We start from the raw sequence: 24496 nt of genomic DNA, 5'->3' as shown, positions 1-24496 counted from the left end.
GCCAGTCTAATTTAAGGGTTATTAATTGATCCTGTATCTTTTTTGGCAATGTCCAACATCAATAGCGTACCAGCTGTAATTAAGACTGCTGCCCCTGCCATCTTTAATATAGAAACCTTATGCCTTTCTGCACTATCAATGTTGGTTTTGGGAAATTCCACAACATTCTCATTCACACGTAAAGCCACTTGATTTCCATCCACACTCTCACATATCCCCTGTATGTCCTGTCCATTGTTTAAATGAATTCTATAGGTTTTATTTTTTTTAATCTCGGATAACTCTACATTCCGATATACTTGACAACTTTGTGCCAGCATTACAATACTTAACCATATTGCAATTCTTTTCATAAAGTGGGGTTTATTTTTGCTTTGATTTTTTAAAATATCTCCGAAGCTTCCTTCAACTTCTCTGTGTTATCCACCATCATCAGTTCGTCTATGATTTTTTGGATGTCGCCGTTAATTATATTTTGTAAATCGTAGAGCGTAAGGCCAATTCTGTGGTCCGTTACCCTTCCTTGTGGATAGTTGTAGGTTCTGATCTTTGCGGAACGGTCACCGCTGCTCACCTGGGAATTTCGTTTTGCTGCATCTTCAGCCTGTTTTTTGGCCAATTCCATATCGTATAAACGTGAACGTAAAACCTTAAAGGCTTTATCTTTGTTCTTGTGCTGTGATTTTTCATCTTGACATTGCGCTACAATCCCTGTAGGAACGTGCGTCAACCGAACTGCGGAATAGGTAGTGTTCACGGACTGTCCCCCTGGGCCTGACGAGCAGAAATAGTCAATCCGGACATCCTTTGGGTCTATCTGAACATCAAAATCCTCAGCTTCTGGAATCACCATGACCGTGGCGGCGCTAGTGTGCACCCTTCCTTGCGTTTCAGTTTGTGGCACACGCTGTACACGGTGGACGCCAGCTTCAAACTTCAAGGTACCATACACATCCTCCCCAGAAACTTCAAAGTGAATTTCTTTATAGCCCCCGCTGGTTCCCTCGTTCAAATCGATGATGTTGGTTTTCCAACCTTTTGATTCGCAATACTTGGTGTACATCCGAAACAAATCCCCAGCAAAAATACTGGCTTCATCGCCTCCGGTCCCTGCCCTGATTTCCATCACTACATCCTTTTCATCCTCGGGATCTTTGGGAATCAAAAGAAACTTGATTTCTTCCTCCAATTTAGGCATGGCTCCTTTGGCTTCGTCCAACTGCATTTTGGCCATTTCCACCATTTCAGCATCACTGCCATCGGCAATGATTTCCTCTGCCTCATTGATATTATTGGTAAGTTCTATGTAGTGGTCCCGTTTATCGACCAATACTTTAAGATCTTTGTATTCCTTGTTCAGCTTAACATATCTTTTTTGGTCCGATATGATATCTGGTTGAATGATAAGGTCCGCAACCTCATCAAAACGTTGCTTTACAATATTAAGTTTATCGAGCATATCTCCATCCGCTAAGACTGCGAATTTACAATATTTGATTGGATTTTTTTTTCTATTGAATGGGTCAGTTACTTATAAAAGTTGTTCCCAGAGTAATAATGAATGCATTCAGTCCATCACTCCTATCATATTGACTGAAGCGCAAATCGATGGTCTTTAAACCGAAGTTAAAAATTGTGGCCCTTGTAAAAATATCCTTGTACTGGATGCCGAAACCATATTGATGAGCATCATATTCAGACAAATCGTAATCTGAAGTATAAAAATCATAGCTGGAAAAGGCCGTTTCCTTGGGATAAAAATAATCTGCGGCAGTTTGGGTATAATAGCGATAGGATGGGTACAGCGTAAACCTATCCGTCAACTTAAAAGGTGTTTCCAAACTGGCCGTATGCGAAATGATTCCCCAATCATCCCAATAAAAACGGTAATAGGAACGTAGCACCAACAAGTCGTTCACATAATAATTCAACCGACCACCCACAGGCACTTTCAATCGGCTATCTGGTAATTGTTCCACGTTATCGGCCAATTGAAAATCATCAATAAAAAAGTCATTGGCATCGGCTAAATACACCCGTTGAAACGGAGTGCTCAACAATCCGGTTTGCGTCACAAGGTCCACAAAAAGTGCTCCTTGTAACTTCTGACTCAAAATTTGCGAAAAACTCAAGGATACGGTGTACGAGTTTCTATTCTCCTTACCAAACTCCGAAAAATTGGGATTATAGGTCCCGGTTCCCGTAATTCGGTCATCAAAAAACCCAGCACGAAGTTCAATGGGATAAATCGCGTTCCATTTGTCCAGAAAAACACGCCCACTAAGGGTAAGTTCGGTATTCTTTTCATTGAACAATCTTGTATAACTCCCTCCAAAGCCAAAGGAAAAATAGTCATATTCGGAAGAAAAATAAATGTTGGCACTCCAAATGGAATTTCGATCATCTGAACTATGCTGGTAGCTGGGGTTGATATAGGCCAACAAATCTTTTCGAGATTCGCCCGATGAAGCATCAAATGGTGTTACATTGATTCCACCATCCAATGGATTTACATTACTGGAAGAGGCAGATGTATAAGCTGATAATCCCACATCCACCGTGAGGATATCATCTGCATTCATTGGCATCCGTAAAACGATTGATGACGTGGCGTCGGTTAATTCCTCAGTACCTTCGCCACCTGTAACAGCAGCGTTTTGCCCATCTTGATTGTAAAAACTGAACAGCATGTCAACTTCACTGGTTTCCAAGGCTCTTTTTTTATAGGAAGTATCCGTCTGTTGTGCCCTTCCAGAAACCATTGCAAACAGACAAAGAGTACATGTTATTAATTTTTGTAGTGTTTTGCGCGGTGACGAGGTTTGGTTTTTTGTGGTCATGGGAACTCGTCGCTTTAATTACATCCGCAGCCGCCGCCCGTTTTACCACCATTGGCCCCTGATGAAGCCTCTCTATAAATCTGGAAATTGGTTTCAAAACGCTCAGATGGTCTCGCACCGAGTTGCATTTCAACATCATTGACATACACTTTTTCATATTCCCGGACCGCTACGCATGAACTGGAGAACAGTACTAAAAAGAGAAGAAAAAAAACAGCTTTTCCCATGCAGTAAATTTACTGATTCGTATCGAAAATGATTCCCGAACTCTTATGAATTTTATTGTCGGAGTCCACAACCACTACCTCCACCCCATCCATCTGGTTGATCATGTGAATACCCGTATCCCTGCCCATAATAAAGACTGCTGTGGCCAGAGCATCACACAATTCCGCTTGCTTTGCAAAGACAGATACACTATTCATCCCCCTTGTGGGATAGCCTGTTCGCGGGTCAATGATGTGTGAGTATTTTTTTCCATTTAGGGTGATGTATTTTTCATAATTGCCCGAGGTGGCCACTGAAGATTCCACTATGGGCAACCAACTGAACACTTTATCCTTACTCAAGGGATTGGCAATGCCTACCAACCATTTTTCTCCGGTTGCTTTTGTACCCCAAGTGGTGAGGTCGCCGGAAGCATTGATGATACCCCCTTTGACCTGTTTGGAGGTCAAGAGTTCTTTAGCCTTGTCAGCTGCATAGCCTTTACCAATGGCTCCAAATCCAATCCGCATACCCGGTTCACTTAAAAAAACGGTTTGTGCATCGGGGTCCAATATTATTTTCTTGTAGCCTATTTTTGAAATGGATTTTTGAATGTCTTCTTCAGATGGCATACGGTCCATACTGCCATCGAATTTCCAGATGTTATCCATGGAAGCATAGGTAATATCAAAAGCCCCATCGGTAATCTCAGAGATTTTTATGGAGCGTTCAATCAACCTAAAAAACTCGGGGCTTACTTTTACGGGTTTTATTCCCGCATTTTTGATGACTTTGGAGGTTTCCGAGTTTTCATCCCATGAGGAGATCATCTTTTCAATTCGCTCAATTTCGGAGACCGCCTCATCAATATCCAAATACCCAATTTCCTCATTTGGAGCTACCACGGTAATCTCAAACCGGGTCCCCATGAGTTTTAGGGTCTTTTTTACCGTAATATCCCTATGCATCAACTGTCCTTGCGACAGCATACACAATAAGCTGCAAAAAAGGACCGTTAACATTCTCATCTTACAAATCCGTTGAGGGTAGCAATATATTTTTTGGGAGATGTTTTTACATGGAAACCGGTTTTCCCCAAAACGGTCTCGTTTTTATCCAAAACTACAACCAATGGAAAGTATCCTTTTGGATTGTACTTTTCGGCTAGGGTCTTGTTGACCGATAATTTTTCTTCGGGAAGTTGATTCTTCTTTTTTTTGGGGAAATCGGCATTATAAAGCACATAATTGGAAAAAGCATAGCTTTTAAATTCGTCAGAATCCAAAATGCTTCGTTTTAACCGGATGCACGGTGCACACCAATCAGACCCAGAAAAAACCAAGATAATAGGCTTATTTTCTTTATTGGCCAAATCCACAGCTTCATCGAAACTATTCTGCCATTTTTGGGCATGAATGGTTCCAATTAGGGATAAAAATGCTATGGTCAAGACCTTTTTCATATGATTTGGGCCGGTCTGATTACTCAAAAACCCGCAAAATGGAGCCATTGAGTTCGGTATTGTAAACTTTTAATTGTCTTGCCGGATTACTGTCAACTTGGTTCAAGGGAGTACCATCTTGATCAAAACGGGAACCATGGACATCACAGTAGAAAATCCCACCGTTTTGATTCACAAAACGGACTTGATCGTACGATTCATGACTACAAACCTGACTTGCAGCTACATATTCCCCATCCAAGTTTTTCGCGATGACAACTAAATTCTTTAGAATAAAACCTCCATTGGGAACCAAGGCTTGGGCTTCCTGAGATGTCAAGTCCACAGTAAAGTCCACTCCAGTGGGTTCTTCAACAATGTTACCGTCAATTTCATCTTTAGAGCAGCCGTGCAGGCAAGGAAAAGTAAGGGCAAAAGCAGCGCCTGCACCCAAACTTCTTAGAAATTCTTTTCTTTCCATAGCGAGAGGTTTATAGAAAGAACGTTAAAATACACTGATTCGTATGCTAATATTCAAACTTACCATACGTACTTTGTATGGTCAATCTCTTATTTGGCGAGGCTTCTGCGCGCCCAATAACCTGCGCATCAACATTAAAACTCTCGGAAATAGTAATAATGTCTTCAGCAACTTGCTCATTCACATAAAGTTCCATGCGATGACCACAATTAAAGACTTGGTACATTTCTTTCCAATCGGTACCAGATTGCTCCTGTATGAGCTTAAAAAGTGGAGGAATCTCAAATAAGTTATCCTTTATGATGTGTAGGTTATCTACAAAATGAAGAATCTTGGTCTGAGCCCCACCACTGCAATGCACCATACCATGGATTTGCTCTGAATTGTGTTGCTCCAATATTTTTTTGATGATGGGTGCATAGGTACGGGTTGGCGATAGCACCAATTTCCCGGCATCCAATGGAGAGCCTGGAACTTCATCGGTCAATTTTGATTTTCCGGAATAGACCAATTCTGCTGGAACAGAGGCATCATAGCTTTCCGGATATTTTTTGGCCAGATATTTTCCGAAGACATCATGTCGGGCCGAAGTCAATCCATTGCTGCCCATTCCCCCGTTGTATTCAGTTTCATAAGTTGCCTTTCCGAAGGAAGCCAATCCTACAATAACATCACCAGCCTTTATGTTTGCGTTATCAATGACTTGGGAACGTTCCATACGCGCCGTTACCGTGGAATCCACGATAATCGTTCGTACCACATCGCCAACATCCGCTGTTTCACCTCCTGTTGAGCGAATGGTAATGCCATGTTTTTCCAAATCGGAAATCAGTTCCTCCGTACCATTGATGATGGCAGAAATCACCTCCCCTGGAATCAGGTTTTTGTTCCGACCTATAGTGGATGACAGCATAATATTGTCAGTAGCGCCCACGCAAATAAGGTCGTCCACATTCATGATCAGCGCATCTTGGGCAATGCCTTTCCAAACTGAAGTATCGCCGGTTTCCTTCCAATACATGTACGCCAAGGAAGACTTGGTGCCTGCACCATCAGCGTGCATTACCAAACAATGGTCCTCACTCCCTGTTAAATAATCTGGGACTATTTTGCAAAACGCTTTTGGAAAAAGGCCTTTATCAATGTTTTTGATAGCATTGTGCACATCTTCCTTTGAGGCAGAGACCCCTCGTTGTGCATATCTTTTACTGGTGTCCGACGACATAATCTTGGTTTGGGCAAAAATAGCGGAAAACCATCAATTCATTGATAGGTTGTTACGCTCTTTTAAAAACTACCTTGGATTTGAAACCTTTACTTTGTAAACAATATTTCCCGGTATTTTGTGAAGGGCCATAAGTCATCCGCAATCAATTTTTCCAATTTATCGGATTGCTCCCGAATGGTATCAAAATAGGGTTTTACATTATTGCAATAGGCCTGGGCTTTCTTGTTTATGGTAGAAAGGCCATTGGCCCTTTTACGGGCATCCGTCATTTCATCTGTCAGTTTCTTGATTTCAAGGATATGTTCGCCCACTTGTTCCAAGAGGTTCAATTGACTTTCGGCCACTTTCTTGTGAGCTGCCCCATAGACTTCCTTTAATCCACCGATATTCTCCAACAAAAGATTCTGGTAACGTATGGCGGCAGGAACAATGTGGTTATACACCATTTCGCCCAATACTCTACCTTCAATCTGAATATGGAAAATATAGGCCCCCAGTTCCACTTCTTGCCGTGCTTTGAGCTCAACATCGCTCATCACATCCATCTCCTTAAAAAGTTCAACACTTTCTTTGGCCGTGATTACTTGTAAGGCCTCTGGTGTATTTGTATTGAAGCTAAGCTTACGTCTTCTAGCCTCTTCTTGCCATTCCATGCCATAGCCATCACCCTCGAACCGGATTCTTTTAGAGGTTTTGATATACTCTCGCAACACATTAAAGACGGCTTCGTCCTTTTTTAGATTTTTCTTGTCAATCAAAGCGTCTACCTCCTTTTTAAAGTCGGTGAGCTGTTTGGCCATTATGGTATTGAGCACGGTCATGGGCTTGGCACAGTTCATTCTGGACCCAACGCCCCTCATTTCAAACTTATTACCCGTGAATGCAAAGGGAGATGTTCGGTTTCTATCCGTGTTGTCCAATAAAATCTCGGGAATCTTCCCGACCACATTCAGTTTGAGTTCTGTTTTTTCCTCTGGAGAAAGCTTTCCTTTGGAAACACCTTCCAATTCATCGAGAACATCACTCAATTGTTTGCCAATGAAAATAGAAAGAATTGGCGGGGGTGCCTCATTGGCTCCCAACCTGTGGTCGTTGCTGGCTGATGCGATGGAAGACCGCAACAATTCCTCATAAGTGTCCACCGCTTTGATGGTATTGACAAAGAAGGTTAAAAATTGGAGATTCTTCATGGGAGTGGTGCCCGGGCTCAGCAAGTTCACCCCAGTATCGGTTGCCAAAGACCAGTTATTGTGCTTCCCTGATCCATTTATTCCAGCAAACGGTTTTTCATGGAACAATACCTTAAAATGGTGTCGACTTGCCACTTCTTCCATCACATCCATCAACAAGAGGTTATGGTCCACGGAGAGATTGGCTTCTTCAAAGACCGGGGCCAGCTCAAACTGGTTTGGGGCCACTTCGTTATGTCTGGTTTTTACAGGAATACCAAGTTGGGTACATTGTTTTTCCAAATCACTCATAAAGCTCAAAACCCGTGGTGGAATGACTCCAAAATAGTGGTCGTCCAACTGCTGGCCTTTTGCCGAGAAATTTCCAACCAGCGTCCTGCCGGTCATGGTCAAATCCAATCGGGATTGTGCCAATGCCTTATCTACCAAAAAGTATTCTTGCTCCCATCCAAGGGTTGCATATACCTTCCGTACGTTCTTATCGAAATATTGAGCCACACCCGTAGCCGCCTGATCTACGGCGTGCAAAGCCCTCAGCAGGGGCGCCTTGTTATCCAAAGCTTCCCCGGTGTATGCTACAAAAATTGTGGGTATGCAAAGGGTAGTTTTATATAGAAACGCAGGTGACGTTGGGTCCCATGCAGTGTAGCCACGAGCCTCAAATGTATTTCGAATACCTCCACTCGGAAAGCTGGATGCGTCTGGTTCTTGTTGAACCAACTGGGCGCCACCAAACTTTTCCATGGCCCGGCCCTCGGGGAGTACATCAAAAAAGGCATCATGTTTTTCTGCCGTGGCCCCAGTTAAAGGTTGAAACCAGTGGGTGTAATGGGTTGCTCCCATAGATAAGGCCCAGGCCTTCATTCCCTCAGCCACTTGGTCAGCTATTTTCCTATCGATTTTGTTTCCTTGAAAAATAGCTGATTTAACATTGTCAAAAGCCTCCTTGGTCAGGAATTGAAGCATCTTTTCTTCATTGAACACCTGTCTCCCGAACAGTTCAGATCGTCTACCGGATTCATCTATATTCTTGTATTCTCTTTTTTGGCTTGCTGCCAAGGCTTGAAATCTTGTTTTTGGCATGTTCGTTTGTATTGATTCCGCAAAGCTACAATTAACAATTTAATAATAAATCCTCTAAAAAATACTTTTTTTTCATTCAACCCTACCTAAAATATGGGGTTCTATAAATAATATGGTGTACTTTGTGATTTTAACCCTGTAAAATGCATATTATTCAATGAAAAAACTATTTTTGTCAATCGTGAATTTGAGAACAAATAACTACCAGAATTATGAGCAAATCTAAATTAGAGTATCTATGGTTGGATGGTTATGAGCCAACAGCCAACATTAGAAGCAAGACAAGGATTGAGGAAGATTTCAGCGGGAAATTGGAAGATTGCCCACTTTGGTCTTTTGATGGTTCATCCACAAAACAGGCCGAGGGTGGTTCTTCTGACTGTTTGCTAAAACCTGTTGCCATTTACCCGGACCCTGCACGAAAAAATGGATATTTGGTAATGACGGAGGTTTTAAATCCAGATGGAACTCCTCACGAAAGTAACTCAAGAGCTACGATCGATGATGAAAATGATGATTTCTGGTTTGGTTTTGAGCAAGAATACTTCATTATGGATACTGCCACATTGTTGCCGCTTGGTTTCCCTGTTGGTGGTTACCCTGGACCTCAAGGTCTATACTATTGTTCGGTAGGTGGAAGAAATACTTGGGGAAGAGACCTCGTTGAAGAGCATGCTGATCTTTGTTTGGAAGCTGGTCTTCAGTTTGAGGGAATCAACCAAGAAGTTGCTGCTGGACAGTGGGAATTCCAACTGTTTGCTAAAGGTGCCAAAAAGGCTGGTGATGAAATTTGGGTAGCCCGTTACTTACTTCAAAGATTGACAGAAAGCTACGGATACTATATTGAGTACCACCCAAAACCTATTAAGGGAGATTGGAACGGATCGGGAATGCACGCAAATTTCTCCAATACTCTGTTGAGAACTTGCGGATCTAAGGAAACTTACGAAAAAGTATGTGAGGCTTTCCGTCCTGTAACTAAAGAGCATATTGCTGTATATGGGGAATTTAATGATGAGCGTTTGACCGGTAAGCACGAAACGGCTTCAATTAGAGATTTTAGCTATGGTGTTTCCGACAGAGGTGCATCTATTCGTATTCCAATTTTAACTGTTGAAAAAGGTTGGAAAGGTTGGTTGGAAGACAGAAGACCTGCCTCCAATGCAGACCCATACAAAGTAGCGGCAAGAATCATCAAGACCGTGAAGTCAGCTGATGTATAAAATGTATATAAATTAGTTGTTGATTATAGATGAAACCGTCCCTGTTTTAGGGGCGGTTTTTTATTTTATGGTCATGTAAACAAAACTCACATAAAAAAGAAGCAACACCAGACCGTCCCGCCATCCCAAACGCAATCCTTTAGGAAAAAACACTAGGGGCAATATCAAGAAGGAGATGCCCAGCATCCAAAAAATATCACTGGAAAGCAAACCTTGATCCATTACGGTGATAGGGGTTATGATGGAGGTAATCCCAAGTACCGCCAACAAATTAAAGATGTTTGAACCAATCAGGTTCCCTAGGGATATCGCTTTTTCCTTTTTCAACACCGCAATCACCGAAGCAGCCAATTCTGGGACGCTTGTCCCAACGGACACCACCGTTATACCAATGACCCTATCACTCACACCAAGTGTTGAGGCCATGCCCACTGCGCCATTGATCAGCAATTCCGAACCACCCCAAAGGGCCGTGCCCCCTATACCTAAAAAGAATACAATTTTATATAAGGGAAGCGGCACATCGTCCTCTGGCATTTCATCCACAACAGCAGGTTTCTGAAAACGTAGCAGATATACCAAAAACAGAAACAGCAAGGAAACAAGAACAATCCCTTCATACTGCTGTAGCTGCCCATCAAAATAAATAAAGCCACAAAAAAGCAATGATGCGGCCATCATAACAGGCCAATCCGTGGTGTAAAAACTTTTGCGAACATCAATACTGCCCATAATTACAGTGATTGCCAATACCAATCCAAGATTGGCTATATTGGACCCCACTACATTCCCTAAGGCCAGGTCTGGAAATCCATCCAAAGCAGCTTTAACGCTCACTATAAGCTCTGGAGCTGAAGTGGCAAAAGAGACCACCGTCATTCCTATTACAATTTTGGGAATCGCCAATCGTAACGATAAGGCAACCGCAGATTTTAACAACCAATTTCCTCCAGCTATAAGCAGCACCAATCCAAGAACAATAAAAAGTAGGTTTTCCAAAGAAGCTCAATTTATGGCAAATATAGAGGAAGATTACGTAAACGAAGTATCTTGAAAAACCACTTTTGGTCAAAATAATCTGACCCAAAACATATCGCTTTTACAAGATCTGCTGCCCATCATAAATAAACGAGATCGCCCAAAAAGGCCCATTTTTAAACGAAAGCTCCCTTGGTTTTCAAAAACAGCTCCAAAAACCCCCTACAAATATTACATTATGTAATATATATTTCAATTTAACATTACATATTATAACTTCACTCAAGATGATAGTAAAATAGTATAGCAGTATCTCATTTAAAAAGCTACAATCTTGTATGCAAATGCATAGATTTTGATGTAAATCCTTGGAGACATGAGTTTTATCATTTTATCTTCAAAAAACAATATCGATTTAACCCGATTATTAACAACCATTTAAATCAAACATTCCATGCTTTCCATTGTAAAATTTCTTGTCTTTTTGCTATTACATTTGATAGAAACCATTCTTTTGTAGTACATGAAGATTCTGTCCTCTTTGTTATCTTCCGTATCATCCGTGGGAACTGTATTTTTCATTTTATTAAAACTTTAGCACTCAAATTATGACTTGTGGGTTCGATTTAGTTATTTTACATATGTAACATTACAAACCAAAAAACGTGAAAAAAATAACAATTTTGCTCATAGTCCTAACGGCTATGATGTCATGTAAACCGGAACCTAAAAAAGAGGAAGCACCCGCCCTTAATGCAGAGTTTGAAGCCGTATTAAACGGATATTACGAAGAGGGCTTGAAATTAAATCCCATCAATGCCACCATGGCGGGCGATCATAGGTACGACGATTCATTTCCTAATTTGCTTTCCGATACCTATAAAGCCGAGAAGAAGGCTTATTATGAAAGTTATAAAGGCAAACTATCAGATTTTCCAGATGCGGAGCTTACCGATAGCCAGCAAATGAGCAAAGCAATCCTGGAATGGGAATGCAACATCAATTTGGCAGAGTTTGACTACAACGCTGACCTTACACCGGTTGATCAAATGTGGTCCCAAAATCTTTTCATTGGGCAATTGGCCAGTGGTGCCAGTGCGCAACCCTTTGAAACTGTTGAGGATTACCAAGAATGGATGCAACGCGTGGATGAATACCTGGAATGGCTTGCCAGTACCGAGGACAAGATGCGCGAAGGCATTGAAAAAGGGCATGTTCTACCCAAGTCCTTAATCGTAAAAGTATTACCTCAGTTGGAATCCCAAATGGAAGAAGATGTAGAGAAACATCTGTTTTACCAGCCTATTCAAAATATGCCCGCTGATTTTTCAGAGGAAGAAAAGACAATGCTCGCTGAGGCATATTCAAACATGATCACAAACAAGATTGTTCCTGAGTATGCCAAATTGCACAATTTTATGAGCACTGAATATCTTGATGCAGGAAGGGAATCCAGTGGTATTCAAGGAGAGCCAAATGGCGATGCCTATTATGCGCATCAAATAAAAAAATACACTACAACCAATATGACCGCCGAAGAAATTCATGAATTGGGATTGAGCGAGGTGGCCCGCATCCGTTCCGAAATGGAGAAAATAAAGGAAGAGGTTGGTTTTGAAGGTGACTTAAAAGCATTCTTTGACTATGTACGGAGCAATGAAGAACTCATGCCGTTTACCGAGCCAGAGCAAGTTATCGCACATTTTAATGAAATCCATGAGCGCATGAAACCACAATTGGAAAAGTTGTTCGATACTAAGCCAAAAACTCCTTTTGTGGTTCGAAGGACAGAAGCGTTCCGTGAAAAATCAGCCAGTGCGGAATACAATCCCGGCTCCTTGGATGGTACCCGTCCAGGAGTATTTTATGTACCCATTCCTGATGCCTCAGAATACAACATCTATTCCGATGAATCCCTGTTTTTGCATGAGGCTATTCCAGGTCATCATTATCAAATTTCATTGATGCAGGAAAATGAGGAATTGCCAAAATTTAGAAAAACCCTTTGGTACAGTGGTTATGGTGAGGGTTGGGCCCTTTACACCGAATCTTTGGGGAAAGAATTGGGACTATATACCGATCCCTATCAGTATTTTGGGATGTTGGGGGCAGAAATGCACCGGGCCGTCCGCTTGGTAGTGGATACCGGATTGCATTCCAAAGGATGGACCCGCGAGCAGGCCATCCAATATTCTTTAGACAATGAAGCCGAATCTGAAGCCAGCATCATCTCTGAAATTGAGCGTTATATGGCCAATCCGGGACAGGCTTTATCCTATAAAATTGGTCAGTTGAAGATTCAGGAGTTACGCAAAAAAGCGGAAGATATGCTTGGGGACAAGTTTGATATTGGCCAATTTCACAACCAAGTCTTGGAACCCGGGTGCGTACCATTGGCGTTGCTGGAAGATAAAATCAACAGCTGGATTGAGGCCAGTAAATAACACCAGTACAGAGAAGCTATCTAGAAAGCTTGATTAAAACGGTGTCACATCGAGCGCAGTCGAGATGTATTTCTAACCTAGCACTCCACAAAGGTTCTCGACTGCGCTCGAACTGACATTTTATGCTTTTCTGGACGGCTTCTTTTATTAAGTTAAGCTAGACAGATAGCAACATCTTGGCTATATTTGTAATGACCAACACAGTGGACCATGTTCTATAAGATTCTTGCCAAAATCAATAAAGCCATTCTTCCCTCCTACACCAAACGGGGATTGGATTTAGCAAAAGCATCAAAATTACAATTGGCGATAATTGGATGGCGGTACTATATCACCACAAGGGCGCTGGACAGTTAGTATTGCAGCAAAGACTCAATTTGATATCCATTTAGCTTTTCGGCCCCGTTCAAAAAAGTAAGCTCTATCAAAAAATTACACTGAACCACTTCTCCTCCTAATTTTTCAACCAGCTTGCAAACCGCACTGGCTGTTCCTCCCGTTGCCAAAACATCATCATGAATCAATATCTTCTCCCCTTTTTCAATGGCATCAGTATGGATTTCCAAAATTTCAGACCCGTACTCCAACTCATAGGCCTCTGAAACTGTGTTATAAGGTAGTTTTCCTTTTTTCCTCACGGGAACAAAACCTGCTTGTAGCCGTGCTGCCAACATGGGTGCAAAAATAAAACCCCTACTGTCCACCCCAACCACCTTATCAATCTTTAAGTTTGTAGTGAAGTTGTACAACGCATCACACGCTTTCTTTAGTGTCTGAGGATTTTTTAAGAGCGGCGTAATATCCTTGAAGGTCACACCAGGCTTTGGAAAGTCTTCGATATCGCGGACGTAAGCAGCAAAATCCATAAATAATTTTAGATGAGGTGGTTTTGTAGTAAAGTTAAAAAGAAATATATTTGCAGCCCTGTTAAAAGGCCGCGTGGCGCAACTGAATAGCGCATCTGATTACGGCTCAGAAGGTTGCAGGTTTGAATCCTGCCGCGGTCACGAATAAATTGTTCAACTAGAAAAAACGCCAAGCTTGCTTGAGCGTTTTTTTATTTGGGCTATTTTCAAAACAGAGCATTTTCAGGAAGAGCAAAGGCAATATTTATTACAAAAAAACTCGGATTTCAGTATGGAAATCGCAAGATAAATTTTATTTACCACTTTTATTTGCAACATTTTTATATAAAAATGAAACACCTCTGGATATTTATTGTTAGTTAAAAACTGATTATAATTGTAGCCCAGATTAAGAACTTTGTGTTTTTTATTTGGAAGCAAATCCTATATATGAAGTTTAATTTGAACGGCAAGTTGGCTATTGTTACAGGAGGTGGCAGTGGCATTGGGAAAGCAATCTCCCAGACGTTTGCCGCGCAAGGTGCAAAGGTCTTTATTTTAGACGCAAACTTAGAATCCTCTCAAAAGACCGCTGAAGAAATCGCAGCATTGAAACAAGACGCTATAGGGTATATGTGCGATGTTTCAAATCTTGAAAATGTAAAAGAAGTCCTTGCCAAAATTACAGAATATGGGGTGCCTGACATTCTGGTAAACAATGCAGGCATTGCCCATGTAGGAAATATAGAGGCAGTTATGGAACAAGACCTAGATCGCTTATATCAGGTCAACATTAAAGGCATCTATAATTGCACCAAGTCCATTCTCCCCCACATGAAAATAAAGAAAAATGGCACTATTTTAAACATTGCATCTGTAGCAGCTTCGGTAGGGATTACGGACCGGTTTGCCTATTCAATGACCAAAGGTGCCGTGCTTACCATGACCTATTCCATTGCCAATGATTATATCAACTATGGAATACGTTGCAATTGTATTTCTCCCGGGAGGGTATATACACCTTTCGTAGAGGGTTTCATCAAAAAGAACTACCCTGGTCAGGAAGAAGAAATATTGGATAAACTTTCTAAGAGTCAGCCACTAGGACGCATGGGAAATCCTCAAGAAGTTGCTGACTTGGCCCTCTTTCTTTGTTCAGATGAGGCAAAATTTATTACTGGAACAGATTACCCCATCGATGGTGGGTTCATAAAATTAAAAGGTTAAACACGGCATATGAAATTAATTCGATTTGGAGCTTTCGGAAAAGAAAAACCGGGTGTGCAACTGGAAGACGGAACAAGACTTGACGTATCTGCATTTGGAATGGACTACAATGAGGAATTTTTTGGCTCCCAAGGCATAGAAAAACTAAGAAAGTGGTTGAATGATAATGAATCTGACTGTCCAAAAGTAGGAAGTGAAATTCGGTTGGGACCACCTTTGGCAAGACCTTCTAAACTTGTTTGCGTGGGGTTAAACTATGCAATGCATGCCAAAGAAGCTGGTATGACCATCCCAAAAGAACCTGTACTTTTCTTTAAATCCACAACGGCTATTTGTGGCCCTTATGATGAGGTGATAATTCCGAAAAATTCCCAAAAGACAGATTGGGAGGTGGAACTCGCCATTGTAATTGGCAAGAAAGCCTCATACATTGAAGAAACCGAGGCCATGGAGCACATTGCAGGTTATGTTCTTCATAACGACATTAGTGAAAGGGCATTCCAAATAGAGAAAGAAGGACAATGGTGCAAAGGCAAGGGCTGTGATACATTTGCTCCATTAGGCCCGTTCATTGCCACATCAGATGAAATAAAAAATCCCAACAATTTAGATTTATGGTTGGATGTTAATGGTGAACGCCTACAACATTCATCTACATCAGATTTTATATTTAATGTGCAAGAAGTGGTTTCCTACATTAGCCAATTTATGACACTTTTGCCCGGGGATGTCATCTCAACAGGGACGCCTTTCGGGGTTGGCCTTGGTTTTAACCCACCCAGATACCTCTCCCCCGGCGATACTATGGAACTTGGCATTGAAGGGTTAGGATCTTCCAAACAAACCTGTGTCGCCTACAAAAAATAGAGAGTACCTCTAAATCTTTTGATTACTGAAAGCACTTCGATTACAATAAATTGATGGATTGGGCTTTTTAGAACTGCTCATAAAATCAAGTGCCAAATACCTATTTACCAAGGCAGAAATCATCTATTTAAATAATCGTCAAACGGTTGATCGCACATGTGCCATACCCATTCAGATAAAGACTAAAAGTCCAAAAATTTGAATGCTGGCCGACCTATTCACAGAACCAATCCTATTTACTGCTGAAGATTAAAGTCAGGTAGGTGCAGGATACTATTATAGGGCTTTCCGATTATCATTGAGATAAATAACACTATTGAACTACAAGAGGCAATAGAAATCCGGATGACGGATATAAGAGCCAACTTTCAATTTCGTGTGATGATTTAAGATGCATACAAGTGTAATTGAAAGTTCTTAGACCAAGTTTACTTTGAAAACCAGTTTCATTGCATTTCAAAGTTCGGATTTCCTGTAAGTTTCACTTACCAAACCATTGCCGGTTTGTGGTTTCATAGGACTGAGTTATACAAAAGTACTGGTGAACAGCCTAACCGAAATAAAATTCTGATAAGCCAATCAAAAGCAATTAATTATGTCGTTCTCTATAGGGGTTATACTTGTTACATTGGGAGGAATCCTGGAAGGATTGTTTTCCATACCAGTGACTAAAGTAAAATCTTGGCAGTTTGAGAATATATGGGGGATTGGTTCTCTTTTTGCGCTCCTTTTACTGCCTTGGCCGTTAGCCTCTCTATATGTTGAAGACCTATCCCAATTATATTCCTCAATCCCGAGCACAGTCTTAATAGGGGTTATTTTAAGTGGTGTTGCATGGGGAATCGGCGGAATATACTGGGGAAGGGCCATAGCTGCAATGGGCATGGCTCTGGGAGTTTCAATTCTAATGGGGCTCATCAATATTTTTGGTTCCATTGTACCATTGTCCGTCTTTGAGCCTTCGCAACTCGCTACCAAGGGAGGTTATATTCTAATTATCGCGGTCACAACTATGATTCTTGGGGTAGTCATCATGTCGGTGGCGGCTAAGCAAAAAGAGACTGTCCTACTATCCAAAGACAAAAGCACAACTAGATCTCATGTTAAAGGGAGTTTTAAGTCAGGCATCCTTTTTTGTATTATATCCGGTATCCTTTCTGCCGGTGTCAACTTTGCCTTTATTTTTGGTGCACCCATCACCGATGAGGCCATAGCGATGCACGTACCCGAATATGCAACAAGTTTTGCCCTATGGAGTTTGGTCTTTACAGCCAACTTTTTCATTAATACCGTCTATGGTTTTTATATGATGGTTAAAAAAGGGACACTCAAGAATTTGAAAAAAGGAAGTCTTACCATAGAATGGCTTGGTGCCCTTTTTATGGGATTGGCTTGGCCAGGAGGAATAATCATTTATGGAATAGGCGCAAACGCAATGGGAGATTATGGCGCTTATGCAGGCTTTCCCATGATGATACTCGCTTCAATTTTAACGGGTAATTTAGCAGGGGCTCTAGGGGGAGAATGGAAAAACTCAGGATCAAAACCTCGTCGCATAATGCTTTATGGTGTTTTCACCCTATGCATCGCTTTCATCCTATTAGGCTACTCCACTTATGTTATGAATGGCTAGTTGTTTTATATGGAAAATTTATCAGTTGTTGATGCACATATTCACCTTTGGGATTTACAAAAGCTGAACTATCCATGGTTAATGAATTTCCCGAAAATAAACCGAAGCTTTTCCTTGTCTGATTATTATGAGGCATCAAGTGAAGTTAATGTTGAAAAAATGGTTTTTGTGCAAGCTGAGTGCAAGCCCTCGCAATTTATGGATGAAATAGAATGGGTGCAGACACTTGCTGATGAAGACAAAAAACTATCCGGTATTGTTCCATGGGCTCCACTGCACACCGGAAGCATTGTGGCGAAGACGTTGGAAGCATTTAAAAAAGATAAACGAATAAAAGGGGTTAGACAGTTAATTGAACCAGAGAAAGACATCAATTTTTGTATTCAACCCAAATTTGTGGAAGCTGTACAACTTTTGGGGACTTACGGTCTTCACTTTGAACTTACCATTGGACCAGAACATTTCCCTGCTGTGTTAAAGCTTGTTGAAAAGTGCCCTGACACACGATTTATTCTAGACCATATTGGCAATCCCAACATTTTGGAAAAACAAATGGAGCCCTGGAAAAGCCATCTTAAGAGCTTTGCCAATTCCGGACCTCATTATTGTAAATTCTCAAATCTGGTATGCAATGCCGATTTGGAAAATTGGAACATCGAAGACCTAAGGCCCTATGCAGAAGCCGTAATGGATGCTTTTGGTCCCGAATGGCTTATTTGGGGAAGCGACTGGCCGCATGCCCTTCGTGCTTCGTCTTGGTCAAAATGGTTCAAAACGGCAACTGCCCTAACCAATGGGCTCTCCCAAGAAGATCGTATAGCCATTTTTAAAAATAATGCGATTCATTTTTATAATTTATAATCCTCTTAGAAATGGAGAACACATCCAATATAGATAAACATAGTTTTTATTCAAATCGGTTTAAAGATAAGGTAGCTATCATCACAGGTGGAGCATCTGGACTTGGACGTGCAATTACAGAAGAGTTTTGTAAGGAAGGTGGCAAAGTCTTATTTACAGACATCGATGCTGCCGGTAAGAACGTACAGGAAGAAAATCAAAAAAAGGGATATCAGACAACTTTCCTAAAAGGTGATATGGGAGATGAAAAATTTTGCGAGGAAGCTGTGCTGGAAACCTTCAAAAGATACGGAAGCATAAATTATTTGGTCAATAATGCCTTTTCGTTTACCGCTACAGGGGTAAATGCAACAACCGAAGATTGGATGCGAAGTTTTACAGTTGGTCCCTTGGCCTATGCCCGCATGGCAAAAGCAGTACATCCATTTATGAAAAAGTCCGGTGGCGGGGCAATTGTAAACATCTCCAGTATTTCTGCCCATATCGCACAAAAGGATAGATGGACGTACAATACGTCAAAGGGAGCGGTGAACCAACTTACTAAATGCCAAGCATTGGATTTGGCAAATGATAATATTCGAGTGAACAGTGTAGACCCTGGTTGGATATGGACCAAAGAAACCGATAAAGCAGCCGACTTAGATGGCGGTGGGCGTAAAAAATGGGATCCCATCTGGGGACGATTTCATATGCTAAAACGAATGGGATTGGCCATTGAAGTGGCAAGACCCGTTCTCTTCCTATTAAGCAACGATGCCTCTTTTATAACCGGAACCAATATAATGGTAGATGGAGGATACCTTTCTATGGGGCCAGAAGGTCTTGGCGAATATACGATCAATGCCGGCTCTCAGTGAATACATATTTGAACAAACAGCATGAAAGATAGATTTATAGAAGAAATCACAAAAAAAATTGGTGCTGAAAAAGTACTTGTTGGGTCTGAATTAAAGGATAGATTCTGTCACATTTGGGAAATGGAAAAACCTTTAATGGCCAAAGCGGTCTTCTTTCCAACCACTACAAAAGATGTATCAGATATTCTATCCATTTGCCATAAATACCATCAGCCTACGGTAGTTCATGGTGGTCTAACCAATCTGGTAGGTAGTACGGAGGTATCAAAAGACGAGGTAGTAATTGCCATGGAGCGAATGAACCAAATTGAGGAATTAGATCCGTCAGGTAGAACCATTAGCGTTCAAGCTGGAGTGATCTTGGAAAATATCCACCTTGCAGTTGAAAAGGAAAATTTACTCTTTCCAATGACTTTTGGAGCAAAAGGGTCTGCCCAAATAGGAGGTGTAATCTCAACAAATGCGGGTGGACTTCGGGTTTTTAAGTACGGAATGACGAGAAACTTGATTTTGGGCCTTGAAGCGGTCTTGGCAGATGGTACTATCATTTCTTCCATGAAAAAAATCATCAAGGACAACTCAGGTTATGATCTTAAACAATTGTTCATCGGCTCAGAAGGCACTTTAGGGGTTGTGACTAAGGCTGTTTTAAGATTACAAGAAAAACCCAGAAGCAGAAATAGTGCCTTTGTGGGCATTAACGACTATGGGAATGTAGTTGCTTTTTTAAAATTTATGGATATGGAGCTTGGTGGAATCCTAAGTGGTTATGAGCTTTTGTGGGAAGTTAATTTTAAGGAGATGACCTCATCCAGCACAAACATTCCCAAGCCCTTGCCCTATGGCTATACATATTATGTTCTTTTGGAAACTTTAGGGAGTGACCATTCCAAAGATCAGCAGCTATTGGAAGAACTCTTGGGAGAAGCACTATCCCAAGAATTGATTGATGATGCCACATTGGCCCAGTCCGCACAACACCTTGACTTTTTTTGGAGAATACGTGAAGATGTGGATGTTCTCGTTGAGAAATGCAACCATGTACAGAATTTTGACGTAAGCCTTCCCATTAAAGACATCGGAAATTACGTGGATCAGGTCTTTGACGCATTTGAAAATCTGCCCGAAGTGGAAATCTACTTTGCACATGGGCATGTCGCCGATGGCAATATTCATTTCCTTGTCGGAAAATCCAATGGAACTACCGAACTAACCAAAAAGGTCAATGATATTGTATATGGTCCTTTAAAACATCTTGAAGGTTCCGTTTCAGCTGAGCATGGTATAGGAGTGCACAAAAAAGAGTATTTGCAACTCAGTAGGTCTACCGAAGAAATTGAATTGATGCGGTTATTAAAGGTTTCCCTAGATCCTAGAGGTATATTGAACTGCGGGAAAATTATTGATGCTTAGCCTATCTAAAGTAAACAAGTAGGACTACTTACTCACTTTTTACAGATAAGACAGTTCTAAACCCTAAATGTTCCATGCCCGAATCTGGACTCGTGGCCATTCTAGCAGATATTCTATAACTGGCACAATACGACGCACTACATAGAAAGGACCCTCCCTTTATGACCTTTTCTTGAAGGTATGGATTATTGGGATTATAAGCTTTGGAAGCTCCTACAGGATTTCTGGCAACACTGTTTCCGTTCGCCAATTCCTTGTAATAATCTATGTTAAACCAGTCGCTGGTCCATTCCCAAACATTTCCTGCCATATCATAAAGTCCAAATCCGTTTTTTGGATAGCTCATCACAGGAGCTGTTCTTTCAAAGCCATCATTCAGTGAATTGTTCACCGGAAACTCACCCTCCCAAGTATTGGCATAGTTGCTCAACACGCCTATTTCATCTCCCCAGAAAAATTGGGCATCTTTGTTGTTTCCTCGCGCAGCATACTCCCATTCCGCTTCGGTAGGCAACCTTTTTCCCGCCCATTTGCAATAGGCTTGGGCATCCTCCAAAGCAATATGCACCACTGGATGGTTCTCCCTCCCCTCTATGGTACTGTTGGGCCCGTAAGGATGTTTCCAATTGGCTCCAATTTTCCATTCCCACCATTGGGAATAATCATAAAGATTGGGTACGCTCGACTTTGTTTTCTTGAAAACCAACGAACCAGGCTGTAAAATGGAATCATGGGGCTTGGGTGTCCCTTGGGGAAGTTGCTTTTTCATTTCCTCCCAATCAATTTGCCTTTCAGCTACGGTAACATACCCCGTTTCTTCCACAAACTGGGAAAATTGGGCATTGGTAACCTCATGGGCATCCATAAAAAACCCATCAACAGCAACCTTGTGCCTTGGTTTTTCGTGTGCCATGGCAAATTTATCAACATCGACCGCACCCTGATCAAAGCTACCACCGGGTATCCATACCATACCTTCTGGTATTGACTCAATATGATTTGGTACATCCACAATAATCTTATCCTCTACAACCTTTTGAGGAGCTTCGTTCTGTTTTTTATCTTTTTTTATATTGAAGCAACCCAGAACAAAAACCGAAACAAAGAGCAATACAAAGGTAGCCTTGGCCCGATAGGATCTTAATTTCTGAAGATTATTGTTTTCCATACTTTGAATCAAACAATTATATGCTTGTTGGACGAGTTTGTCGTTCTATGCTCTTTTTAAAACTCAACATCCGCCCGGAAATTTGTCGATGAAGTTTTCCACACGGTTCACAAGCTTTTTTGAACCACAAATCAATGGTGAGCGCTGGTGCAGTTCTTTTGGAAGGATTTCCAAAATCCTGTTCTTGCCATCAACTGCCTTGCCCCCGGCCTGTTCTGTGATAAATGCGATGGGATTGGCTTCATAAAGCAACCGCAATTTTCCGTTAGGTGATAATGAGCCTTGGGGATATAAATAAATACCCCCCAAGAGCATATTTCTATGGATGTCCGCCACCAAAGAACCTGTATATCGTGCAGTTAAGGGCGTATTTTGTGAAACATCGGTTCGTTGCGCCCACTTGATAAACTTTTTTATTCCCTTAGGAAAATGTTCATAATTGCCCTCATTTACAGAATATATCTCAGCAGTATCAGGAAATTTTATATTGGGATGTGAAAGAAAAAATGACCCCACGCCCGGATTAAAAGTGAATCCATTTACTCCATTACCAACAGTGTACACCAATATTGTGGATGAACCATAAATAAGATATCCTGCCGCAATCTGGTTAATCCCTGGCTGTAAAAAGTCCTCAAGGGTCACAGGGCTTCCAACAGGCGATATTCTTCGGTATATGCTAAAAATGGTTCCAACCGTAACGTTTACATCGATATTGGAAGACCCGTCCAAAGGATCTATCAGCACCACGTATTTGGAATCCAGATTTATGGTTTCATCAAAAGAGATAAAACTTTCCATCTCTTCAGAGGCCAAACCACAGATCTCGCCTCGATTTCTTAATGTGTCTATAAAAACATCGTTGGCAATAATATCAAGTTTCGCCTGAATCTCACCTTGAACATTTTCTTTATCTAATTTGCCAATGATATTGGCCAGTCCAGCCTTATTTATTTTCTCATTGACAACTTTTCCTGCCAGTTTAATGGAACTTAACAGCGCAGTGAGTTCTCCCTTGGCATAGGCAAAATCTTTTTGGTTCTCAACAATGTACTCTCCAAGTGTAATTGGCCTTTCCATCTAAGAACCATTTGCAACAGTATACCCTCTTTGGAGCCACTTACTGAACACTAAAAACAGTATACCACACAAAATCCATGCAGGAAGGGTTACAAATGAAAGGAATACATCAAAATACAGGGAAATAAAATAGAAGACACCAAAACTTACGGCCCAAGACCAAAATACGGCTTTATTGAACCCAATACGTTCTTTGGCCGCATAATCCTCAACAAGAGCAAAACGCTTGGCAAAGAAATGTTCAAATACAATGATGGCTCCAAACGGGGCCAAAATGAATCCATATAACGCCACAAAGCCCAATAATTTCATAGCAAAGGCAGGAAATAAGCCGGCTACTGTCGCAATCATCCCAGCGATGAAAGTCACCTTGGCCGTGCTCAATTTTGGCATTATGGCCTGAAATGCAAGTCCAGCACGGTAGATTGTGGGATTGGCCGTGGTCCATCCTGCAAGGATGACCACTATGATTCCAAAAATACCGATTGCGTTATGGGCCAAGGGTCCGGGAGCCACTGGTGGTGCTTCCCCATTGCCCAAAAAGGCCTGTGCCTCTGGAGATTTCAGGTAAACGGCATACAACAAAGCTGCTGCTATCCACGCCATATAGTGTCCTACATACATCCCCGCAGCCGTGGTCCAACCGCTGGACTCATGCTTGGCATATCGAAAAACCGATAAATCTGACATGCCCACGTGCATGGCCGCATTGGCAAACCATGACCAAATCACCACATGCCAGAATCCAAACTTAAGCTGACCAGGAAAGGGATCGGTTCCCTCTCCCCAAATGTTCCAAAAATCTTCAAGGCTGCCAACGTTCAATTGTGAAAGGGCCACTATGCCACAGGCAATAAAACCTGTTACGATGATGGGCGACATCCAATTGGCCGCTTTTGACACTGTTTCATACCCCCTTGCCGCAATAATGGAAATTACCAATCCTATCAGCAACACAATAATTACCCAGGTTAAACTATTGGGCACGGTATCGGTCAGCTTTGGCATTTCCATATCAAAAGGAACACCCACTGCTGTGGCCGAAACAGTAACCATGGCACCTGCTAAAAAGCAAAACAAGAATCCATTGGCCAGATTGTAAAACGTTACCAACTTTTTACCAGCTATTCTTTCCAACTGATAGTAGAGCGTCAATCTTCTTTTCACAGCAATGTGGGCCGTAAGAAAACGCCAGCTCAGCACGGCTAAAAGATTTCCCAATAACAGCCCTATGATCAAATCGAAAGCACTTACGCCCGCCGTTAAGAACAATGGGCCTATCATGAATTCTGTGCCAGCGGCATGCTCCCCGGCATACATGCCCAAAAAGCTTTTCCAGCTTTTTAATTTTGATTTTGGTACCGGTTCTCTCTCAAATTCGCCTGAAGCGGAATTCTCCTGCTCATTTTCAATATTGTGCTTGGTCATTT

At 41.6% G+C, this 24496-nt stretch carries 23 protein-coding genes and 1 tRNA gene; 10 read left to right on the top strand and 14 right to left on the bottom strand.

Annotated features, from left to right (window positions below; all coding sequences use genetic code 11):
- Nucleotides 1–11 precede the first annotated feature (11 nt).
- From ACFOWS_RS05305 to ACFOWS_RS05265, 9 genes are all read right to left on the bottom strand, one after another.
- Complete coding sequence (locus ACFOWS_RS05305; protein WP_379762920.1) at nt 12–353, bottom strand: hypothetical protein; 342 nt, start codon at nt 351–353, stop codon at nt 12–14.
- Nucleotides 354–382: 29 nt separating this feature from the next.
- Complete coding sequence (gene prfA, locus ACFOWS_RS05300; protein WP_379762918.1) at nt 383–1459, bottom strand: peptide chain release factor 1; 1077 nt, start codon at nt 1457–1459, stop codon at nt 383–385.
- A gap of 64 nt (nt 1460–1523) precedes the next feature.
- A complete protein-coding gene (locus tag ACFOWS_RS05295) occupies nt 1524–2762 on the bottom strand; it encodes a DUF3570 domain-containing protein (protein WP_379764476.1) in 1239 nt (412 codons plus the stop codon).
- A 92-nt stretch (nt 2763–2854) separates the two neighbouring features.
- The gene (locus ACFOWS_RS05290; RefSeq protein ID WP_366587595.1) at nt 2855–3067 is read right to left on the bottom strand and encodes a DUF4266 domain-containing protein; all 213 of its coding nucleotides are present in this window, start codon (nt 3065–3067) and stop codon (nt 2855–2857) included.
- A gap of 9 nt (nt 3068–3076) precedes the next feature.
- The gene (locus tag ACFOWS_RS05285; RefSeq protein WP_379762916.1) at nt 3077–4036 is read right to left on the bottom strand and encodes an FAD:protein FMN transferase; all 960 of its coding nucleotides are present in this window, start codon (nt 4034–4036) and stop codon (nt 3077–3079) included.
- A gap of 35 nt (nt 4037–4071) precedes the next feature.
- Nucleotides 4072–4509, bottom strand: a complete 438-nt coding sequence (locus ACFOWS_RS05280) for a thioredoxin family protein (RefSeq protein ID WP_379762914.1) — start codon at nt 4507–4509, stop codon at nt 4072–4074.
- 19 nt (nt 4510–4528) lie between these two features.
- The gene (locus tag ACFOWS_RS05275; protein ID WP_379762913.1) at nt 4529–4969 is read right to left on the bottom strand and encodes a QcrA and Rieske domain-containing protein; all 441 of its coding nucleotides are present in this window, start codon (nt 4967–4969) and stop codon (nt 4529–4531) included.
- Between the two features lie 46 nt (nt 4970–5015).
- The gene (locus ACFOWS_RS05270) at nt 5016–6194 is read right to left on the bottom strand and encodes an AIR synthase related protein (protein WP_379762912.1); all 1179 of its coding nucleotides are present in this window, start codon (nt 6192–6194) and stop codon (nt 5016–5018) included.
- Between the two features lie 89 nt (nt 6195–6283).
- Nucleotides 6284–8470 carry a glutamine synthetase III family protein gene (locus ACFOWS_RS05265; protein ID WP_366587583.1) on the bottom strand — a complete coding sequence of 729 codons (2187 nt, stop codon included), beginning with the start codon at nt 8468–8470 and terminating at the stop codon, nt 6284–6286.
- Nucleotides 8471–8682: 212 nt separating this feature from the next.
- On the opposite strand from ACFOWS_RS05265, the gene ACFOWS_RS05260 reads away from it, so the two are divergent.
- Nucleotides 8683–9693, top strand: a complete 1011-nt coding sequence (locus ACFOWS_RS05260; protein WP_366587581.1) for a glutamine synthetase beta-grasp domain-containing protein — start codon at nt 8683–8685, stop codon at nt 9691–9693.
- A gap of 60 nt (nt 9694–9753) precedes the next feature.
- Here the strand turns inward: ACFOWS_RS05260 and ACFOWS_RS05255 are convergent, their stop codons facing one another.
- The gene (locus ACFOWS_RS05255; RefSeq protein WP_366587578.1) at nt 9754–10692 is read right to left on the bottom strand and encodes a calcium/sodium antiporter; all 939 of its coding nucleotides are present in this window, start codon (nt 10690–10692) and stop codon (nt 9754–9756) included.
- 644 nt (nt 10693–11336) lie between these two features.
- Between ACFOWS_RS05255 and ACFOWS_RS05250 the strand changes: the two genes are divergently transcribed.
- A complete protein-coding gene (locus tag ACFOWS_RS05250) occupies nt 11337–13115 on the top strand; it encodes a DUF885 domain-containing protein (protein ID WP_379762911.1) in 1779 nt (592 codons plus the stop codon).
- 210 nt (nt 13116–13325) lie between these two features.
- On the top strand, nt 13326–13472 hold the full coding sequence (locus tag ACFOWS_RS05245) for an SsrA-binding protein (protein ID WP_366587572.1): 147 nt from the start codon (nt 13326–13328) through the stop codon (nt 13470–13472).
- On the opposite strand, the gene ACFOWS_RS05240 is transcribed toward ACFOWS_RS05245, so the two are convergent.
- On the bottom strand, nt 13469–13981 hold the full coding sequence (locus ACFOWS_RS05240) for an adenine phosphoribosyltransferase (RefSeq protein ID WP_379762910.1): 513 nt from the start codon (nt 13979–13981) through the stop codon (nt 13469–13471). The genes ACFOWS_RS05245 and ACFOWS_RS05240 overlap by 4 nt on opposite strands.
- 67 nt (nt 13982–14048) lie before the next feature.
- Between ACFOWS_RS05240 and ACFOWS_RS05235 the strand changes: the two genes are divergently transcribed.
- From ACFOWS_RS05235 to ACFOWS_RS05205, 7 genes are all read left to right on the top strand, one after another.
- Nucleotides 14049–14122 (top strand) — tRNA-Arg (locus tag ACFOWS_RS05235).
- A gap of 288 nt (nt 14123–14410) precedes the next feature.
- Nucleotides 14411–15187: an SDR family NAD(P)-dependent oxidoreductase gene (locus tag ACFOWS_RS05230; protein WP_379762909.1), complete on the top strand. Its 777-nt coding sequence runs from the start codon at nt 14411–14413 to the stop codon at nt 15185–15187.
- Between the two features lie 9 nt (nt 15188–15196).
- Complete coding sequence (locus tag ACFOWS_RS05225) at nt 15197–16054, top strand: fumarylacetoacetate hydrolase family protein (RefSeq protein WP_379762908.1); 858 nt, start codon at nt 15197–15199, stop codon at nt 16052–16054.
- 595 nt (nt 16055–16649) lie between these two features.
- On the top strand, nt 16650–17687 hold the full coding sequence (locus ACFOWS_RS05220) for an L-rhamnose/proton symporter RhaT (RefSeq protein ID WP_379762906.1): 1038 nt from the start codon (nt 16650–16652) through the stop codon (nt 17685–17687).
- Nucleotides 17688–17696: 9 nt separating this feature from the next.
- Nucleotides 17697–18548: an amidohydrolase family protein gene (locus ACFOWS_RS05215; RefSeq protein WP_379762905.1), complete on the top strand. Its 852-nt coding sequence runs from the start codon at nt 17697–17699 to the stop codon at nt 18546–18548.
- Nucleotides 18549–18559: 11 nt separating this feature from the next.
- Nucleotides 18560–19405, top strand: coding sequence for an SDR family oxidoreductase (locus ACFOWS_RS05210; protein ID WP_379762904.1), 846 nt, complete (start codon nt 18560–18562; stop codon nt 19403–19405).
- Between the two features lie 21 nt (nt 19406–19426).
- Nucleotides 19427–20818, top strand: a complete 1392-nt coding sequence (locus tag ACFOWS_RS05205; RefSeq protein WP_379762903.1) for an FAD-binding oxidoreductase — start codon at nt 19427–19429, stop codon at nt 20816–20818.
- 28 nt (nt 20819–20846) lie between these two features.
- Here the strand turns inward: ACFOWS_RS05205 and ACFOWS_RS05200 are convergent, their stop codons facing one another.
- The 3 genes from ACFOWS_RS05200 to ACFOWS_RS05190 form a co-directional block, all read right to left on the bottom strand.
- Nucleotides 20847–21986 carry a formylglycine-generating enzyme family protein gene (locus ACFOWS_RS05200; RefSeq protein WP_379762902.1) on the bottom strand — a complete coding sequence of 380 codons (1140 nt, stop codon included), beginning with the start codon at nt 21984–21986 and terminating at the stop codon, nt 20847–20849.
- A 63-nt stretch (nt 21987–22049) separates the two neighbouring features.
- On the bottom strand, nt 22050–23066 hold the full coding sequence (gene fbp, locus ACFOWS_RS05195) for a class 1 fructose-bisphosphatase (RefSeq protein ID WP_379762900.1): 1017 nt from the start codon (nt 23064–23066) through the stop codon (nt 22050–22052).
- Nucleotides 23067–24494: a purine-cytosine permease family protein gene (locus tag ACFOWS_RS05190; protein WP_379762899.1), complete on the bottom strand. Its 1428-nt coding sequence runs from the start codon at nt 24492–24494 to the stop codon at nt 23067–23069.
- Between the last annotated feature and the right edge of the window lie 2 nt (nt 24495–24496).

The sequence above is a fragment of the Flagellimonas marina genome (assembly GCF_042651185.1).
Taxonomy (GTDB): domain Bacteria; phylum Bacteroidota; class Bacteroidia; order Flavobacteriales; family Flavobacteriaceae; genus Flagellimonas; species Flagellimonas marina.
The sequence above is the reverse complement of the archived record's forward strand: the minus strand, read 5'-3'. Positions and strand labels throughout refer to the sequence as shown.

Bases quoted from the DNA above. Each gene is read 5' to 3' on its own strand.
- ACFOWS_RS05200 (WP_379762902.1), bottom strand. From the start codon at position 21,986: ATGGAAAACAATAATCTTCAGAAATTAAGATCCTATCGGGCCAAGGCT.
- ACFOWS_RS05225 (WP_379762908.1), top strand. From the start codon at position 15,197: ATGAAATTAATTCGATTTGGAGCTTTCGGAAAAGAAAAACCGGGTGTG.
- ACFOWS_RS05285 (WP_379762916.1), bottom strand. From the start codon at position 4,036: ATGCTGTCGCAAGGACAGTTGATGCATAGGGATATTACGGTAAAAAAG.
- ACFOWS_RS05245 (WP_366587572.1), top strand. From the start codon at position 13,326: ATGTTCTATAAGATTCTTGCCAAAATCAATAAAGCCATTCTTCCCTCC.
- ACFOWS_RS05220 (WP_379762906.1), top strand. From the start codon at position 16,650: ATGTCGTTCTCTATAGGGGTTATACTTGTTACATTGGGAGGAATCCTG.
- ACFOWS_RS05265 (WP_366587583.1), bottom strand. From the start codon at position 8,470: ATGCCAAAAACAAGATTTCAAGCCTTGGCAGCAAGCCAAAAAAGAGAA.
- fbp (WP_379762900.1), bottom strand. From the start codon at position 23,066: ATGGAAAGGCCAATTACACTTGGAGAGTACATTGTTGAGAACCAAAAA.
- ACFOWS_RS05305 (WP_379762920.1), bottom strand. From the start codon at position 353: ATGAAAAGAATTGCAATATGGTTAAGTATTGTAATGCTGGCACAAAGT.
- ACFOWS_RS05190 (WP_379762899.1), bottom strand. From the start codon at position 24,494: ATGACCAAGCACAATATTGAAAATGAGCAGGAGAATTCCGCTTCAGGC.
- ACFOWS_RS05290 (WP_366587595.1), bottom strand. From the start codon at position 3,067: ATGGGAAAAGCTGTTTTTTTTCTTCTCTTTTTAGTACTGTTCTCCAGT.
- ACFOWS_RS05275 (WP_379762913.1), bottom strand. From the start codon at position 4,969: ATGGAAAGAAAAGAATTTCTAAGAAGTTTGGGTGCAGGCGCTGCTTTT.
- ACFOWS_RS05260 (WP_366587581.1), top strand. From the start codon at position 8,683: ATGAGCAAATCTAAATTAGAGTATCTATGGTTGGATGGTTATGAGCCA.
- ACFOWS_RS05215 (WP_379762905.1), top strand. From the start codon at position 17,697: ATGGAAAATTTATCAGTTGTTGATGCACATATTCACCTTTGGGATTTA.
- ACFOWS_RS05270 (WP_379762912.1), bottom strand. From the start codon at position 6,194: ATGTCGTCGGACACCAGTAAAAGATATGCACAACGAGGGGTCTCTGCC.
- ACFOWS_RS05230 (WP_379762909.1), top strand. From the start codon at position 14,411: ATGAAGTTTAATTTGAACGGCAAGTTGGCTATTGTTACAGGAGGTGGC.
- ACFOWS_RS05295 (WP_379764476.1), bottom strand. From the start codon at position 2,762: ATGGTTTCTGGAAGGGCACAACAGACGGATACTTCCTATAAAAAAAGA.
- ACFOWS_RS05205 (WP_379762903.1), top strand. From the start codon at position 19,427: ATGAAAGATAGATTTATAGAAGAAATCACAAAAAAAATTGGTGCTGAA.
- ACFOWS_RS05210 (WP_379762904.1), top strand. From the start codon at position 18,560: ATGGAGAACACATCCAATATAGATAAACATAGTTTTTATTCAAATCGG.
- prfA (WP_379762918.1), bottom strand. From the start codon at position 1,459: ATGCTCGATAAACTTAATATTGTAAAGCAACGTTTTGATGAGGTTGCG.
- ACFOWS_RS05240 (WP_379762910.1), bottom strand. From the start codon at position 13,981: ATGGATTTTGCTGCTTACGTCCGCGATATCGAAGACTTTCCAAAGCCT.
- ACFOWS_RS05280 (WP_379762914.1), bottom strand. From the start codon at position 4,509: ATGAAAAAGGTCTTGACCATAGCATTTTTATCCCTAATTGGAACCATT.